The sequence below is a fragment of the Streptomyces sp. NPDC001137 genome (assembly GCF_040298885.1).
In the GTDB taxonomy this organism is placed as follows: domain Bacteria; phylum Actinomycetota; class Actinomycetes; order Streptomycetales; family Streptomycetaceae; genus Streptomyces.
On sequence record NZ_JBEPBA010000001.1, the window covers coordinates 13,243 to 27,862 of the forward strand.

The window sequence follows — 14,620 nt, forward strand, 5'->3', positions numbered from 1 at the left end:
CAGGCCCGCAGCCGCCGAACGACCCGCGCCCCCTATCCGATAGGCGCACCCCGGCTCAAAACAGACTCAGCAACGCCTCCGCCGGATCCGTCAGCCCCGTCTCCCCGTCCGGCAGCGGCAGTTCGAACCACACCGTCTTGCCGCGTGGTGTGCGGCGGGAGCCCCACGCCGCACTCAGGAGGCCGACCAGCTGGAGGCCGCGGCCGCCCTCGTCGGTGTCGCGGGCGCGGCGGCGGCGGGGCTGGACGAGGCCGGCGTCCCAGACCTCGCAGACCAGGGTGCGGTCCAGCAGCAGGCGCAGTCTTATCTCGCCCTCGCCGTACCGCAGGGCATTCGTGACCAGCTCGCTGACCAGCAACTCCGTGGTGTCGACGAGGGGTTCGAGGTCCCAGGACAGCAGCTGGCCGCGGGCGTACTCGCGGGCCCTGCCCACGCTGCGCGGCTCGCGCGGCAGCGTCCAGTCGCCGACGGAATCGGCGGGCAGGCCCTGGACGCGGGCCATCAGCAGGGCGATGTCGTCCTCGCCGTGGTGGGTGTCGAGGGTGTTGAGGACGTGGTCGCAGACGTCCTCGAGGGGGCGGGCCGGGTCGGTGAGCGCTCCTACGAAGGCCTGGAGGCCCTCGTCCAGGGGGTGATCGCGGCTTTCGACCAGTCCATCCGTGTAGAGCGCCAACAGTGCGCCTTCGGGTAGTTCGACCTCGACCTCCTCGAAGGGCTCCCCGCCGACGCCCAGCGGCATGCCCGGCGGCACGTCGAGCATCAGCGCGTCCTCGCCGGGCTCGACCAGCACGGGCGGCAGATGGCCCGCGTTGGCGAAGGTGCAGCGGCGGGTGACGGAGTCGTAGACCGCGTAGACGCAGGTGGCGAGGTACACCTCGGAGAGGTCCGCCTCGCGGGGGCGGCGGGCCGCACGGGTGGCCTGCTGGACGCCGCCGGGCGCGCCGAGGCCCCGGGCGATCTCGTCCAGCGCGCTCAGCACCTCCGCCGGTTCGAGGTCGAGCAGCGCGAGCGTCCGTACCGCCGAGCGGAGTTCGCCCATCGCCACCGCCGCCCGCAGGCCGCGGCCCATGACGTCCCCGACCACCAACGCCGTGCGGTGGCCCGGCAGTTCGATCACGTCGAACCAGTCGCCCCCGACCTCGCTGGGGCGGTCGGCGGAGGAGTTGCCGGGCAGATAGCGGCAGGCGATGTCCAGGCCGGAGGCGACCGGGTCGCCCGGCGGGAGCAGCGAACGCTGCAGTATCAGGGCCCGTTCGTGCTCACGGCGGTACAGGCGCGCGTTGTCGATACAGACGGCGGCGCGCGCCGCGAGCTCCACCGCCAGATCCCGGTCCCGGTCCCCGAACGGCTCGCTGCCCTTCGTACGGGCGAACTGGACGAGTCCTACGACGGTGTCGTGGGCGACCATCGGCACGGCCAGCGTGGACTGGACGAGGCCGCCCTCCTCGGCGGGCACGAGCTGGGTGCGGGCGGTGCGCAGGGCATCCGCGCAAGGGGAGTTGAAGGGGTAGTGGTGGACCGCGCCCACGGCGACGGGTGCGCCGCCCCCGACGAACGGCGCGTCGGAGACCGCGCTGGCGAAGGCGACCCGGCGCAGCTCCGCGCTGCCGTCGGCGAGGCCCGGCGGGGTCTCGTCGCCCGCCAGCAGCCCCTGGTAGAGGTCGACCGTGGCGAGGTCGCAGAAGCCGGGGACGACGACGTCGAGGAGTTCGCGGGCCGTGGTCTCCAGGTCGAGGGAGTTGCCGATGCGGGCGCCCGCCTCGTTGAGAAGGGCGAGATTGCGCCGCGCGGCAGCGGCCTCGCGGGCCGCGGCGCGGCGGGAGGTGATGTCGGTTCCGAGCCATGCGACGCCGATGGGGCGGCCGGAGCCGCTGTGCACGCGGTACAGGTTGATGGACCAGTGCCGACGGTCCTCGGACCCCGGCACGAAGCCTGTGACGTGCATGTCCGTGATGGAGTTGCCCGTCTCCAGGACCCGGCGCAGGGTCGCGGCGACCCGCTCGGCCTCGGGCCGCTGCAGATAGTCGTGGACGCCGCGGCCACGGTGGTCGTCGGGAGTGCCGCCGAAGGTGTTCGCGAACTGCTCGTTCACACGGCGAACCCGCAGGTCGGGGTCGATCAGCAGGAAACCGAAAGGAGATTGACCGAAAATCGACTGCGAGGCGGCAAGATCGGTCTCGATGCTGCGCAGGGTACGTACGTCGACCACGATGCAGACGGCGGCCTTCTCGCCCTCCTCGGTCCGCGTCGGCATCACATAGACCTCGGCGAGCCCCTCCCGTCCGCTCTCCCCCGGTGCCGCGCCGGGCTGACGGAACGGGACCACTCCGGTCCACTCCCGCCCGTCGAGGATCTCGGCCATCTTGCGCTGGCCCTGCTCGCGCAGATCGGGGTCGATGAACGCCTCGATGGGGTCCATGCCGACCGCGCGCTCGGCGGGGATCCCGAAGAGCTGCTCGGCGCGCAGACTCCACTGGTCGACCAGCCCGTCCGGGCCGATGGAGAAGGACGCGACCTTGATGTAGTCGTAGATGGAGCCGGGCGGACTGCTCTGCCACATGGCGTCACCGTGAGGTGCTTCCTCGGTCCCGTCGAAGGAGGACAGGCCCGCCCCGCCCGCCGTCCCGCTCGTCGCATCGGCCGCGGCATCACCCGCGGCCTTTGCCCTCGCGCCGTCCGACGGGTCCTCGGACTCCGTGGCCTTCGCTGGTATCTCGCTCACGCGAACCGTCCCCTCCAGCTCACCGCGTCCGGCACCGGTCACCGGGTGCGGCTGCCCGCAGTATCCAGCACTACGGCGCCGCACAACACGGTGTTCACGATCACAGCACGGTCCCGACGGTTTTCGGTCCCGGCTGCGACAACACTTCCAGTCTTCTAACCAGCCGACACCTCGTCGAATCACACGCGCGGGACACTGCCACCGGCCTGAACGAGTCGGTCTACAGGGCGGGTGTTCGCGTACAGCGTCCTGGGGCCGGACCCGGGGGCCGGGTCAGCCGGGCAGCGCGAGTTCGAACCACACCGTCTTGCCCGCCTCGCCGGGCCGGGTGCCCCAGCGGCGCGAGGAGTGGGCGACCAGTTGCAGCCCGCGGCCGCTCTCGTCCTCGGGGCGGGCCACGCGTTCGCGCGGCAGGTCGGGCAGCGGGTCGGAGACCTCCACCAGCAGGACGTCCGCCAGGCCCGCGGGCCGTACGAGGCGTACGCCGATGGGTCCGGTGGCGTGCCGCAGTGAGTTGGTCACCAGCTCGCTGACCAGCAGGGCCGTGAGATCTCCGAGGGCGTCGAGCTCCCAGGTGCGCAGCTGGCCGCGGACGGCGGCGCGGGCGCTGCGGGCGGCTCCCGGTTCCGCGGGGAAGCTCCACTCGGCGCAGTCGCCTTCGGTGTCGATCACGCCGATCACTTCCCAGGCCACAAGCCCACCCTTGTCCGGTTTCGTGGGGTTAATGGGCACATACCCGATATCAGGGATGCAGTACCGTCCACGGCGGGAGCTTGCTCCGCGGGGGTGCGCCGCCGAGGGGGCGGGGCGCCTATGAGCTCGGGGGTACGTGCGCCTAGAGGGCGGGGCCTCGCCCCGATCCCCATCGGGTGGTCAGCTCACCGACCGCCGGGATGTCCTGGTCCAGCCAGGGCACGTCCCACAGCTCGTCCCGAGTGAGCCAGCGCAGTTCGTCGTGGTCCTGGAGGGGTTTGGGGTCCGGGGAGCCCGGGCGCAGACGGGCCGTCCACACCTGGAGGACGTACGGCGGCTTCAGGGGCCACTCGCCCGGTACGCGGGCCACGGGGTCGGCGTCCACGCCGAGTTCTTCGTGCAGTTCGCGGGCGAGAGCCGCCTCGGGGGTCTCGCCCGGTTCGACCTTGCCCCCGGGGAGCTCCCAGCGGCCGGCGAGTTCGGGAGGTGCGCTGCGGCGCGCGGCGAGCAGGCGGTCGCCGTCGAACAGGGCGGCGCCCACCACCACGATCCGTTCCGTCATGCGGGGAGCCTACGGGAGTCAGTTGACCGTGGCCGTTCCGTTCTGCCCGTTCTGGCCTATGCGCTCGACCCAGTACAGCTGCTTGTGCCCGCGGTCGTCGAGGCTGTCCGCGATCTTCTGGGCCTCGGCCCGGGTCGCGTACCGGCCGACGCGGTAGCGATTGCCGTTGTCGTCCTGCCGAATGACGAGCCAGGGAAGCGTGATCGTGCCGTCGTTCATCGCGCCCCACCGCTCCTTCCCACCGCGGCCCGACCGCTCCTCGCCCGCGGTTCGTGCCGTGCCCCACCCTCTAAGGAAACCGCAATCCGCATATGCCCGAGCCTACGCCTTACCTTTACGCAGCGAACACGCCTTTTCACAAAGAGGTACGCAACCGGCCAGAACGAGGGGGGCGCACGGAGTCGGATGCGCCGCGCGCGGGCATCGACGCATCGGGTCAGCGGCACGGCGGGCAGGCATGGGGCGACCTGCGAGAACGGCCGGATTCCAGCGGCGGACGGACAGGCTCCGAGGGCGTGCGGAAGGAGTCGCGGCGAGGGGGCGGCGGGGTCAACTGCCGTAAAGGTGTGCGCTACTTCACTGGGAGGTGGTACGCCACGCGGTAGCGATCGGCGGGGATGACCACGTCGGCCGTCTCCACGGGACGGCCCGAGGCGAAGAACGTGCGCTGGATGACCAGGACGACATGACCGGGGACACCGCCGAGGGTCACGAGTTCCTCGGCGAGGCCGGGGCGGGCGCCGACCTCCTCCGTGACGTTGTCCACGATCACGTCGATCGCCGCCATGCGCTCGACGACGCCCATGCCCCCGAGCGGGCCCTCCTCGGGAAGCATCACGGGGGTGCGGCCGGTGACGGCGAGGGGCTCCCAGGAGGTGGAGAGCATCATCGCCTCGCCGGCTTCCCGGAAGACGTACCTCGTGCACATCACGCGGTCGCCGGGCTTGATGTCGAGCCGCTCCGCGACGGAGCTGCTCGCCTCGGCCTGGGCGCTGCTGGACTCCCAGGTGCCGCGGCCCTCGCCGTCGGCCTGCTCCTGGCGGAAGGGGGTCGCCCCGCCGGCCGGGCGGAACCCGGAGCGGGCCACGCTGCGGGGCACGGGGCGCTCGCGGACGTATGTCCCGGATCCGGAGCGGCCCTCGACCAGGCCCTCCGCCATCAGCACCTTGCGCGCCTCCAGCGCGACGGTGTCCGAGACGCCGTACTCCTCGCGGATCCTGGCCTGTGAGGGCAGTCGGGTGTGCGGTGGCAGCGAACCGTTGACGATCTTCTTGCGGAGATCACCCGCGACACGCAGGTACGCCGGCTGCTCACCGAAAGTCACTGGCCGCTCCCATCAGCTTGTACAGACAGCAACAGCGTGGCAACCGTGGGTTGTGCCGTGCAAGCAAAGGCCAGAGAATCACTCGATGTGATGACATGTGCCCGCGGAGGGCTTTACGCAGGCACTTTCTCCCCGCTATAGCCGTGGTCACACCTCGAACTCGGTGCCACCTCCGGCGCTGGTCCCGTCGTCGTCCGCGTCCCGGGATTCCGGCGGGACGGCGGCCAGGCCCAGAGCCTTGCGGGCGGTGACGGCGCGGTCGGGTGTCGAGAGCGCCATGACGAGGTCGTAGTGCTCGTAGAAGCCGTTCGCGTCATGGGCCTTCGCGGCGCGCGCCCACTCCTCCTGTCGCGCCTCGACCTCCTTGGCGACCTTCGCGACCGGCGTCCTCGCACCGGCCGGCCACGGATGGTCGTGCAGCATCCGGGCCTCCTCGGTGAGCGCGGCCGACATCTGTCCCGCCCACCGGCGGCTGGCCCGCAGATCGTCGTCGGGGCTGTCCGGCGGCTGCCGGTCCAGGGCCGCGTTCTCGACGTCGACGGCCTGGAGATAGGCGGCCTGGTCGGCGTCGAGGGTCTGCTTGTCGTTGCGCAGCGAACCCTTCAGGCCGGCCTTCTCGTCGGTGTTGCCGAACAGACAGGTGACCTCGCGGTCGCCGTAGCGCCAGCTCTGCCGGCCCGGCGTCAGGTAGTACACGTCGACGTCGTCGGGCACGGCCCAGACGTCCATGGCGTAGCCGTAGCGCAGCGCGTAGCACCTGGTGTCGGCGGCGTCCGTGATCTCGCCGTCGCCGGGGTAGTCGGCGCCACCGGGCAGCTTGAAGGTGGCGAAGACCTCGGCGTCGTGCGGGCCGGCGCAGGGCACCTTGTCGACGTCGTAGGCCATGCCCTCCAGGGATCCGCTCGGGGAGTCGAAGCACTCGCCCTTGGTGAGGGAGTAGGCGCTGCCGTGGTCGCGGGCGGCGTCCTTCACCCAGCCGTCGAGCGCGGCACCGCCGACCGGCACCGCCACCCACAGCACGAGCCCGAGGCCGGAGAGGACCGCACCGGTGACGGCCATCGCGCGTCCCCGCTCGCCGGTCCTCCTGATCTGGCGCAGCGCGACCAGTCCGAGCAGCAGCCCGAGGGCCGGAACGCAGCAGAGGATGCCGAGAACCAGGGCGGCGATGGCGACCCCGTTGACCGGCGCGGGAGTGTTGTAGGGGCGGTAGCCCTGCCCCCAGGGCTGGTACGGGTACGGCCCGGGAGGCGGCGGGGGTGGTGTGGACACGGCTACCGTGCTCCTGGTTCGGATGACTGACGCACAGAAACGGCGCACAGAACTGGCGTACGACTGGGCGCATGGTAAGCGTGCGGTGAGGAAAAGAGGACCCCCGGCCTCCGTTACGCCCGCCCGCGCTCCGTCTCCAGCAGTGCCACGCACCGCCCCAGCAGCCCGACCAGCGCCTCGCGTTCCTCGTCCGTGAACTCGGCGGCCAGGGCCCGCTCGACCCTTACGGCACGGGCGTCCGCGTCGGCCATCACCGCGCGGCCCTCGTCGGTGAGGCGGGTCTCCAGCACGTTCCTGTGCCACTCGTGGGGGGTGCGTTCGATCAGGGCGCGGTCCTGGAGGTTGTTCAGGACCGTGTTCATCGTCGGCGGGGTGACCCCGCACAGGCGGGCCAGGGCCGCGGCCGAGATGCCGGGGTTCTCGGAGAGATGCAGCAGTGCCGAGTACTGCGCCACCGTCACGCCGGCCGGTTTGAGGACGGCCGCCTTGGTCGCGCTGAGAGCCTGTTCGGCCCGCTTGAGGTGGGAGCCGAGGCGCTCGGACACGGGCATGGACGTCATCTCCGCATGGTAGCGGCCCCTTTCAATGGTCAACATGCAGCCAACCATTAATGCATTGACGAGTATTAGAGGTCTAATCTACGTTCATGCACACAAGATAGTGAGTACCGAGTCGACCCGAAACGAGAGGCACCGACGTGTCCCGTTCGATCCACCGCCGTACCTTCCTGACCAGCGCCGCCGCACTGGCCGGCGCCGTGGCACTCCCCGCGACGGCCGCCCGGGCCGCCGCCGCGCCCCGCATCAGCACGGCCTTCACGCTCCCCGAGGACCGCGCCTACCCCGAAGGCATCGCGCTCGACGCGCGCACCGGTGACGCCTATGTCGGCTCGTACACGACGGGTGCGGTGTACCGGGCCCGGCGCGGCAGCCGTGCGGCCGAGGTCTTCCTCCCGTCCGGCACCGACGGCCGTACCACCGCCAACGGCCTGAAGGCCGACCGGGCCGGGCACCTGTGGGTCATCGACTCCACCGCCGGGGTGGACGTCTACGACCTGCGGACCCGCGCCCTGCTCGCCCGCTTCACCGTGCCCGGCGGCGGCCCCTCCTTCGTCAACGACCTGGCGCTCGGGCCGGACGGCACGGCCTACCTCACCGACAGCTCCCGCCCGGTGGTCTACCGCGTCACCCCGGCCGACCTGGGCCGCGCCCGCGGCGGCAGCGCGACGCTCGACGCCGCCTACGACCTGAGCGCCGTGGCCCCGTCGGACGGGCTCTTCCTCAACGGCATAGTCGTCGATCCCTCGGGGCGGTATCTGCTCGCCGTCGGCATGACGGGCGGCGGCCTGTACCGCGTGGGCACGGCCACCGGATCCGTACGCCAGGTCGCACTGGACGGCGGCGACCTGAAGCACGGCGACGGACTGGAGCTGGCGCACGGCACGCTGTGGGCCGCGCACAACGCCACCAACACCCTCAGCCGCTGGCGGCTGTCCCCGAACGGCACCTCGGCCCGCCTGGAGCGGCAGTTCACGGACACCGCGCTGCAGATTCCGACCACCCTCGCCCGCACCCACGGCCGGTTGCTGGTCGTCCGCTCGCAGTTCGACAAGGGCGGGCCGATGGGGCCCGGGGTGCCCGAGGAGCCGTTCACCGTGGCGTGGGTGGACGGGATCTGAGGGCCGGTCGGGCGCCTCAGTCGCGGAAACCCGTGCGGCGGGTGCGCTTCTCCCAGGCCAGGACGTCGTCGCGCACCTGGTCGAGGTGGTCGAGGACCGCACTCACGCCGTCGTCGCCGAGCGGCAGGCGCAGCGGGGGCTGCCCCGACTCCAGCGCGGCGAGGATGAGCGCCGCCGCCTTGGCCGGGTCGCCCGCCCGCTCGTCGAAGCCGGCGTCGACCATCGCGCGCGTGCCGCCCACGGTGGCGTACGCCCCGCCGTCGGCACTGGCCTGCGTCCCGTCGTACAGCGCCGTACGGAAGGCGCCCGGCTCGACGATGAGGACCTTGATGCCGTACTCGGCGACCTCGCCGGCGAGCGCCTCGGACATGCCCTCCAGGGCGAACTTCGTCCCGCTGTACGCCGAGAAGCCGGGGTAGGAGGTCTGCCCGCCCATGCTGCTCATCTGCACGATCGCGCCCGAGCGCCGTGAGCGCATGTACGGCAGTACGGCGCGCACCAGGGCGGCCGGGCCGAAGACGTGCACGTCGAACAGGGCGCGCAGCTCGTCCTCGGTGGTCTCCTCGAAGGCACCGACATGGCCGCGGCCGGCGTTGTTGACCAGGACGTCGATGCGTCCGTGCCGCGCCACCACGTCCCGTACGGCAGGTTCGGCGGCAGTCGTGTCCGCGACATCGAGCCGCAGTGCCTCGACCTGGTCGGGATGGGCGGCCACGAGGTCGTCCAGCCCCTCGGGCCGCCGGGCGGCGCCCACCACGACATCGCCGTCCGCCACGGCCGCCTCGGCGACGGCCCGCCCGAGTCCGCTGCTGGCACCAGTGATCAGCCACACCTTGTTCACGACAACCCACCCCTCTCCGAGCAGCGCTGCGAGTGCCTCCCTGAGCAACTCCTGAACCAGGCTGCTCCTGTGGCGAGTTGCCCGTCCAAGACCTACGGTGACAACCGATGGCTATGACGGCGGACGTACATGTGCGGGACCTGCGGTACTTCGTCACGGTCGCGGAGGAGCTGCACTTCACGCGCGCGGCCGAGCGGTTGTACGTCTCGCAGCCCGCGCTGAGCAAGCAGATCCGGGCGCTGGAGCGGCAGTTGGGGGTGGAGCTGCTGCGGCGCGACCGGCACGGCGTGGCGCTCACCGCGGAGGGAGCGGCGCTGCTGCCGCACGCCCGGCGGGTGCTGGACGCATGGGCGCAGGGCGCGTCGGTGGTGGCCCAGGCGCGGGCCGCACAGCGCAGCACGCTGGTGGTGGGCATGAGCACCAGCCCCGGCCGCGGCGGTCTGCTGCCCGCGATCCGCTCCCGTTTCACGGCCTCGCATCCCGAGGCCGCCGTCCGCCTGCGCCAGGTGAGCTGGGACGACCCGACCGCGGGCCTGGCGGACGGCGACACGGACATGGCCTTCGTCTGGCTTCCCCTGCCCGGCCAGGACCGCTACGCCTGGACGGTCGTCGCCGAGGAACCCCGCCTGGTCGCCCTCCCCGACACCCACCCGCTCGCCTCCCGCCCCGAGATCGACTTCACGGACCTGGCCGAGGAACCCTTCCTCGCCCTGCCGAAGAGCGCGGGACCGCTGCGGGAGTACTGGCTGGCGGCCGAGGAACGCGGGGGCCGTCTGCCCCGCATCGGCGCGGAGATCGCCAGCACGGAGGAGACCTACGAGGCCCTGGTCGCGGGGCTGGGTGTGTGCCTGGTGGCGGTCGGGAACGTCCCGCTGATCACGCTGGGCGGTGTGGTCACCCGCCCGGTCCGCGGACTCACGCCCAGCCGGTATGTGCTGGCCTGGCGGAAGGGGGACCGCAGACCGCTGGTACGGGCGTATGCGGAGGCTTGCCGACGGGTGACGGAGCGGGCCGGCGGCAATGAGACCGCGTGAGAGTCCGCGCCCTCCGTGTGCACACGGGGTCGCTGCCCCGTGGCAGGTCCGGGGCGGTCACCCCTTGACGACCTCGTGGCCCGGGCCTCGCCGAGCCGCTACCGTTTAGCCATGACCGCACTGCCCGACTGGATGCGCCCGCCGCGCGAGGAAGGCTGGTTCGCGGAGGACCTGGACCGCCTCCCCGAGGCACCCCGCCACACCGAGCTGATCGACGGGGCGCTTGTCTTCATGATGTCTCCCCAGCGGTCCTGGCACGGCCGCCTTGTCACCTCCCTCACCACCACACTCATGGCCGTGGCGCCCGCCGGTTTCGAGGTCGAACGGGAGATGACGATCCGTCTGGACGAGCGAAACCGGCCGGAGCCGGATCTGCTCGTGACGACCGCACCCTACGACCCGGACCGGACGTGGTATGCACCGGAAGAGGTCCGGCTCGTCATCGAGGTCGTCTCACCGGAATCCGCCCACCGTGACCGCACGGTGAAGCTGCACAAATACGCAGAAGCCAAGATCCCGCACTATTGGTACATCGAGGAAGAGGACGACGCTCCTGTCGTCCACGTCTACGAACTCGACGAACCGACCGGCGTCTACGCACCCGCCGGCATCTTCCGGGGCACCCTGAAGCGGCCTGTGCCTTTCGAGATCAGCCTGGATCTCGACCGGCTCACCCCGCCGAAGCGCACGTAGCAGCCGGCACCAGGTCGGCGCGGGAACACGGAAGGGGCCGGGCTCACGGAGCCCGGCCCCTTCCGGCCGCTCACACGTTGAAGCGGAACTCCACCACGTCGCCGTCCTGCATCACGTAGTCCTTGCCCTCCATCCGCGCCTTGCCCTTCGCACGGGCCTCGGCGACCGAGCCGGTCTCCACCAGGTCCTCGAAGGAGATGACCTCCGCCTTGATGAAGCCCTTCTGGAAGTCGGTGTGGATGACACCGGCGGCCTCGGGGGCGGTGGCGCCCTTCTTGATGGTCCAGGCGCGGGATTCCTTGGGGCCGGCCGTGAGGTAGGTCTGCAGGCCGAGGGTGTTGAAGCCCACGCGGGCGAGGGTCGTCAGGCCCGGCTCCTCGGCGCCGACGGACTCCAGGAGTTCCATGGCGTCCTCCTCGTCGAGCTCGGCGAGGTCCGCCTCCAGCTTGGCGTTGAGGAAGATCGCCTCGGCGGGGGCGACCAGGGCGCGCTGCTCGGCCTTGAAGTCCTCGTCGACCAGTTCGTCCTCGTCGACGTTGAAGACGTAGAGGAAGGGCTTCGTGGTCAGCAGGTGCAGGTCGTGGAGGAGCTCCTCGTTGCCGGAGCCCTGGACGATGCCCGCCGAGAACAGCGTGTCGCCCTTCTCAAGGATCTCCTTCGCGGCCTCGACCGCCGCCACCTTGGGAGCCACGTCCTTCTTGATGCGCGACTCCTTCTGGAGGCGCGGCAGGACCTTCTCGATGGTCTGGAGGTCGGCGAGGATCAGCTCGGTGTTGATCGTCTCGATGTCGTCCTTCGGCGAGACCTTGCCGTCGACATGCACGACGTTCTCGTCCTTGAAGGCGCGGATGACCTGGCAGATCGCGTCGGACTCACGGATGTTCGCGAGGAACTTGTTGCCCAGGCCCTCACCCTCGGACGCGCCCTTCACGATGCCCGCGATGTCGACGAAGTCGACGGTCGCCGGGAGGATGCGCTGCGAGGAGAAGATTTCGGCCAGTTTCGTCAGCCGGGGGTCGGGGACGCCCACGACGCCCACATTGGGCTCGATCGTGGCGAACGGGTAGTTGGCCGCGAGCACGTCGTTCTTGGTCAGGGCGTTGAACAGGGTCGACTTGCCGACATTCGGCAGACCGACGATTCCGATCGTGAGCGACACGTTGCGACTTCCCGTACGTGAGAGACATCAGGGGACTGGGGGCTGCGGGCCCGGTCCTTCTTCGGTGCACGGGCGGGCCGATCCACCAGTCTACGGCGTGCCGGTCCCCGTACCGGCGCCCCGTCGAACGCTTGGCCAGGGTCCGCCCCTCGGCGTGTCTGAGGGGCGATTGCGCACATAAACCGACCTAAGTTGGTCCGGTGGAGCAACACGGGTCGGGACCACCGCACAACGGAACGCGACGCGGCAGGCCCCCGCTGCCCCCGCAGGCGAAGCGCGGTGGAAGCGGGGGCCGTGCGGGCGGCGGTGCGCGACCTTCCGGACAGGGCCGCCCCGCCACCCGCCCGGCGGTGCGTCAGCCCGGCCCGCCGCCGGCCGAGGCCGTACGGCGGCTGCCCAACCCGCTGCTGACCGGGCTGGGCAGCGGGCTGTTCTGCGGGGCGCTGATGTTCACCCTTGGCTGTCTCGACCAGCTGCTGTTCGGGGCGTCGCTGACCCTGTACGGCGTGCTGTTCCTGCCGGTGTGCCTGCTGACCGCGGTCTGGGTGCGCAAGAGCGACCTGGCGACCGCGCCCGTCGTCGTACCGATCGCCTTCGCGCTGGGTCTGCTGCCGGTGGCCGACAGCAGCGGCGGGCTGCTCGGCCGGCTGATGGGCCTGGTGACGGCACTGGCCACCCAGGCCGGGTGGCTGTACGGGGGCACCCTCGTCGCGGGCCTCATCGTCACGGGGCGGAAGGCCGCCCTGATGCGCCGCCGACGCGGCGGCCGCCGCCCGCCCCGGTATTAGGCCTCTGGTACCAGCCCCCACCCCGGTACCTGGCCCGGCCTCAGCTCTCCGCGGCGTGCATCGCCGCGCCGACGATCCCCGCGTTGTTCTGCAGCTGCGCCGGGACGATCTCCGCCTTGATGCCGTCGATGAAGGGCAGGAACTTCTGGGACTTACGGCTGACACCGCCGCCGATGACGATCAGCTCGGGCGAGAACAGCATCTCGACATGGGCGAGGTACTTCTGCACGCGGTGCGCCCAGTGCTCCCAGGTCAGCTCGCCGTCCTCCTTGGCCTTGCTGGAGGCGCGCTTCTCCGCGTCGTGGCCGTGCAGCTCCAGGTGGCCGAGCTCGGTGTTGGGCACCAGGGTGCCGTCGACGAACAGGGCACTGCCGATGCCGGTGCCGAAGGTCAGCAGGATGACCGTGCCCCTGCGGCCCCGGCCGGCGCCGAAGTGCATCTCGGCGACGCCCGCCGCGTCCGCGTCGTTGACCACGGTCACCGGCAGTCCGCCCAGGCGGTCGCTGAACAACGCGCGCGCGTCCGTGTCGATCCAGCTCTTGTCGACGTTGGCCGCCGTGCGGATGGTGGACCCGCCGGTGACCACGCCGGGGAAGGTGAGGCCGACCGGGCCGGTCCAACCGAAGTGCTCGACGACCTGCTTCACGCCGTCCGCCACGCCGTCGGGTGTCGCCGGGTGCGGAGTGAGCACTTTGCAGCGCTCCTGAGCCAGGTCGCCCTTGTCCAGGTCCACAGGGGCACCCTTGATCCCGGACCCGCCGATGTCCACACCGAAGATCTGCATGGCTCTACGTTACGACGGACGACTGACAGTCACTCCGGCGAGGTGCCGGTTCGCTCCGCGATCAGCGCCGCCGCCTCGTCACGCAGGTCGCGGCGGAGCTCCTTGGGCAGCGAGAACGTGATGGACTCCTCGGCCGCCTTGACGATCTCGACGTCCTCGAAACCGCGCTGCGCGAGCCACTCCAGGACCTGCTCGACCAGGACCTCGGGGACGGAGGCGCCGGAGGTGACACCGACCGTGGACACGCCTTCGAGCCAGGCCTCGTCGATCTCGTCGGCGAAGTCCACGAGGTGGGCCTCGCGCGAGCCCGCCAGCTTGGCGACCTCGACGAGCCGCTTGGAGTTGGAGGAGTTGCGGGAGCCGACGACGATCACCAGCTCGGCCTCGGCGCCCATCTGCTTCACCGCGAGCTGGCGGTTCTGCGTGGCGTAGCAGATGTCGTCGCTGGGCGGCGAGATCAGCTGCGGGAACTTCTCCTTCAGGGCGTCGACGGTCTCCATCGTCTCGTCGACGGAGAGCGTGGTCTGGGAGAGCCAGACGACCTTGGAGGGGTCACGGACCTCGACCTTGGCGACATCGTCCGGACCGTCGACGAGGGTGATGTGCTCGGGGGCCTCGCCGGAGGTGCCGATGACCTCCTCGTGGCCCTCGTGCCCGATCAGGAGGATGTCGTAGTCCTCGTTCGCGAACCGGACGGCTTCCTTGTGGACCTTGGTGACCAGCGGGCAGGTGGCGTCGATGGTGGCGAGCCTTCCGCGCGCGGCCTCCTCGTGGACGACCGGCGCGACTCCATGGGCGGAGAACATCACGATGTTCCCCTCGGGGACCTCTTCCGTCCGTTCGACGAAGATGGCGCCCTTCTTCTCCAGCGTCTGCACGACGTACTTGTTGTGCACGATCTCGTGCCGGACATAGATCGGAGCCCCGTACTGCTCCAGGGCTTTCTCGACGGCGATCACGGCGCGGTCCACACCCGCGCAGTAGCCCCGGGGGGCGGCGAGCAGAACACGGCGGCCAGGCGAAGCAGTCATGCGGTCCATCGTAAGGCCGCGGTGGGGGAGGCGAAGATCGCA

Annotated in this window: 15 protein-coding genes; 4 read left to right on the plus strand and 11 right to left on the minus strand. The window is 71.0% G+C overall.

Annotated features, from left to right (window positions below):
• Window positions 1–55: 55 nt before the first annotated feature.
• The 7 genes from ABT254_RS00060 to ABT254_RS00090 form a co-directional block, all read right to left on the minus strand.
• Window positions 56–2,722: a SpoIIE family protein phosphatase gene (locus ABT254_RS00060; protein ID WP_351462156.1), complete on the minus strand. Its 2,667-nt coding sequence runs from the start codon at window positions 2,720–2,722 to the stop codon at window positions 56–58.
• Window positions 2,723–2,995: 273 nt separating this feature from the next.
• Complete coding sequence (locus ABT254_RS00065) at window positions 2,996–3,454, minus strand: ATP-binding protein (protein ID WP_351462157.1); 459 nt, start codon at window positions 3,452–3,454, stop codon at window positions 2,996–2,998.
• Between the two features lie 103 nt (window positions 3,455–3,557).
• Complete coding sequence (locus tag ABT254_RS00070; protein ID WP_351462158.1) at window positions 3,558–3,977, minus strand: (deoxy)nucleoside triphosphate pyrophosphohydrolase; 420 nt, start codon at window positions 3,975–3,977, stop codon at window positions 3,558–3,560.
• An 18-nt stretch (window positions 3,978–3,995) separates the two neighbouring features.
• Window positions 3,996–4,196 carry an SPOR domain-containing protein gene (locus ABT254_RS00075; RefSeq protein ID WP_351462159.1) on the minus strand — a complete coding sequence of 67 codons (201 nt, stop codon included), beginning with the start codon at window positions 4,194–4,196 and terminating at the stop codon, window positions 3,996–3,998.
• Window positions 4,197–4,548: 352 nt separating this feature from the next.
• The gene (locus ABT254_RS00080; protein ID WP_351462160.1) at window positions 4,549–5,301 is read right to left on the minus strand and encodes a GntR family transcriptional regulator; all 753 of its coding nucleotides are present in this window, start codon (window positions 5,299–5,301) and stop codon (window positions 4,549–4,551) included.
• A 147-nt stretch (window positions 5,302–5,448) separates the two neighbouring features.
• Window positions 5,449–6,570 (minus strand): DUF4190 domain-containing protein, encoded by a 1,122-nt coding sequence (locus ABT254_RS00085; protein WP_351462161.1) that lies wholly within the window; start codon window positions 6,568–6,570, stop codon window positions 5,449–5,451.
• Window positions 6,571–6,683: 113 nt separating this feature from the next.
• Complete coding sequence (locus tag ABT254_RS00090) at window positions 6,684–7,130, minus strand: MarR family winged helix-turn-helix transcriptional regulator (protein ID WP_351462162.1); 447 nt, start codon at window positions 7,128–7,130, stop codon at window positions 6,684–6,686.
• A gap of 137 nt (window positions 7,131–7,267) precedes the next feature.
• On the opposite strand from ABT254_RS00090, the gene ABT254_RS00095 reads away from it, so the two are divergent.
• A complete protein-coding gene (locus ABT254_RS00095; protein WP_351462163.1) occupies window positions 7,268–8,248 on the plus strand; it encodes an SMP-30/gluconolactonase/LRE family protein in 981 nt (326 codons plus the stop codon).
• 16 nt (window positions 8,249–8,264) lie between these two features.
• Here ABT254_RS00095 and ABT254_RS00100 read toward each other — a convergent pair whose 3' ends face one another.
• Entirely contained in the window at window positions 8,265–9,089 is an 825-nt protein-coding gene (locus ABT254_RS00100; RefSeq protein ID WP_351462164.1) for an oxidoreductase, read from the minus strand.
• Between the two features lie 113 nt (window positions 9,090–9,202).
• On the opposite strand from ABT254_RS00100, the gene ABT254_RS00105 reads away from it, so the two are divergent.
• Together ABT254_RS00105 and ABT254_RS00110 are read left to right on the plus strand one after the other, a co-directional pair.
• A complete protein-coding gene (locus tag ABT254_RS00105) occupies window positions 9,203–10,123 on the plus strand; it encodes a LysR family transcriptional regulator (RefSeq protein ID WP_351462815.1) in 921 nt (306 codons plus the stop codon).
• Between the two features lie 111 nt (window positions 10,124–10,234).
• Window positions 10,235–10,816 carry a Uma2 family endonuclease gene (locus ABT254_RS00110; RefSeq protein ID WP_351462165.1) on the plus strand — a complete coding sequence of 194 codons (582 nt, stop codon included), beginning with the start codon at window positions 10,235–10,237 and terminating at the stop codon, window positions 10,814–10,816.
• A 70-nt stretch (window positions 10,817–10,886) separates the two neighbouring features.
• On the opposite strand, the gene ychF is transcribed toward ABT254_RS00110, so the two are convergent.
• Window positions 10,887–11,975 (minus strand): redox-regulated ATPase YchF, encoded by a 1,089-nt coding sequence (ychF, locus tag ABT254_RS00115; RefSeq protein WP_351462166.1) that lies wholly within the window; start codon window positions 11,973–11,975, stop codon window positions 10,887–10,889.
• 350 nt (window positions 11,976–12,325) lie between these two features.
• Between ychF and ABT254_RS00120 the strand changes: the two genes are divergently transcribed.
• Entirely contained in the window at window positions 12,326–12,763 is a 438-nt protein-coding gene (locus tag ABT254_RS00120; RefSeq protein ID WP_450750989.1) for a DUF6542 domain-containing protein, read from the plus strand.
• A gap of 40 nt (window positions 12,764–12,803) precedes the next feature.
• On the opposite strand, the gene ppgK is transcribed toward ABT254_RS00120, so the two are convergent.
• Window positions 12,804–13,547 (minus strand): polyphosphate--glucose phosphotransferase, encoded by a 744-nt coding sequence (gene ppgK / locus ABT254_RS00125; RefSeq protein ID WP_351462168.1) that lies wholly within the window; start codon window positions 13,545–13,547, stop codon window positions 12,804–12,806.
• Window positions 13,548–13,576: 29 nt separating this feature from the next.
• The gene (locus tag ABT254_RS00130; RefSeq protein WP_351462169.1) at window positions 13,577–14,587 is read right to left on the minus strand and encodes a 4-hydroxy-3-methylbut-2-enyl diphosphate reductase; all 1,011 of its coding nucleotides are present in this window, start codon (window positions 14,585–14,587) and stop codon (window positions 13,577–13,579) included.
• Between the last annotated feature and the right edge of the window lie 33 nt (window positions 14,588–14,620).

What these genes read in the sequence shown, in the direction of transcription:
- ABT254_RS00090 (WP_351462162.1), bottom strand. Translation starts at nt 7,130, where the DNA reads ATGACGTCCATGCCCGTGTCCGAGCGCCTCGGCTCCCACCTCAAGCGG.
- ABT254_RS00075 (WP_351462159.1), bottom strand. Translation starts at nt 4,196, where the DNA reads ATGAACGACGGCACGATCACGCTTCCCTGGCTCGTCATTCGGCAGGAC.
- ABT254_RS00105 (WP_351462815.1), top strand. Translation starts at nt 9,203, where the DNA reads ATGACGGCGGACGTACATGTGCGGGACCTGCGGTACTTCGTCACGGTC.
- ABT254_RS00130 (WP_351462169.1), bottom strand. Translation starts at nt 14,587, where the DNA reads ATGGACCGCATGACTGCTTCGCCTGGCCGCCGTGTTCTGCTCGCCGCC.
- ppgK (WP_351462168.1), bottom strand. Translation starts at nt 13,547, where the DNA reads ATGCAGATCTTCGGTGTGGACATCGGCGGGTCCGGGATCAAGGGTGCC.
- ABT254_RS00070 (WP_351462158.1), bottom strand. Translation starts at nt 3,977, where the DNA reads ATGACGGAACGGATCGTGGTGGTGGGCGCCGCCCTGTTCGACGGCGAC.
- ABT254_RS00110 (WP_351462165.1), top strand. Translation starts at nt 10,235, where the DNA reads ATGACCGCACTGCCCGACTGGATGCGCCCGCCGCGCGAGGAAGGCTGG.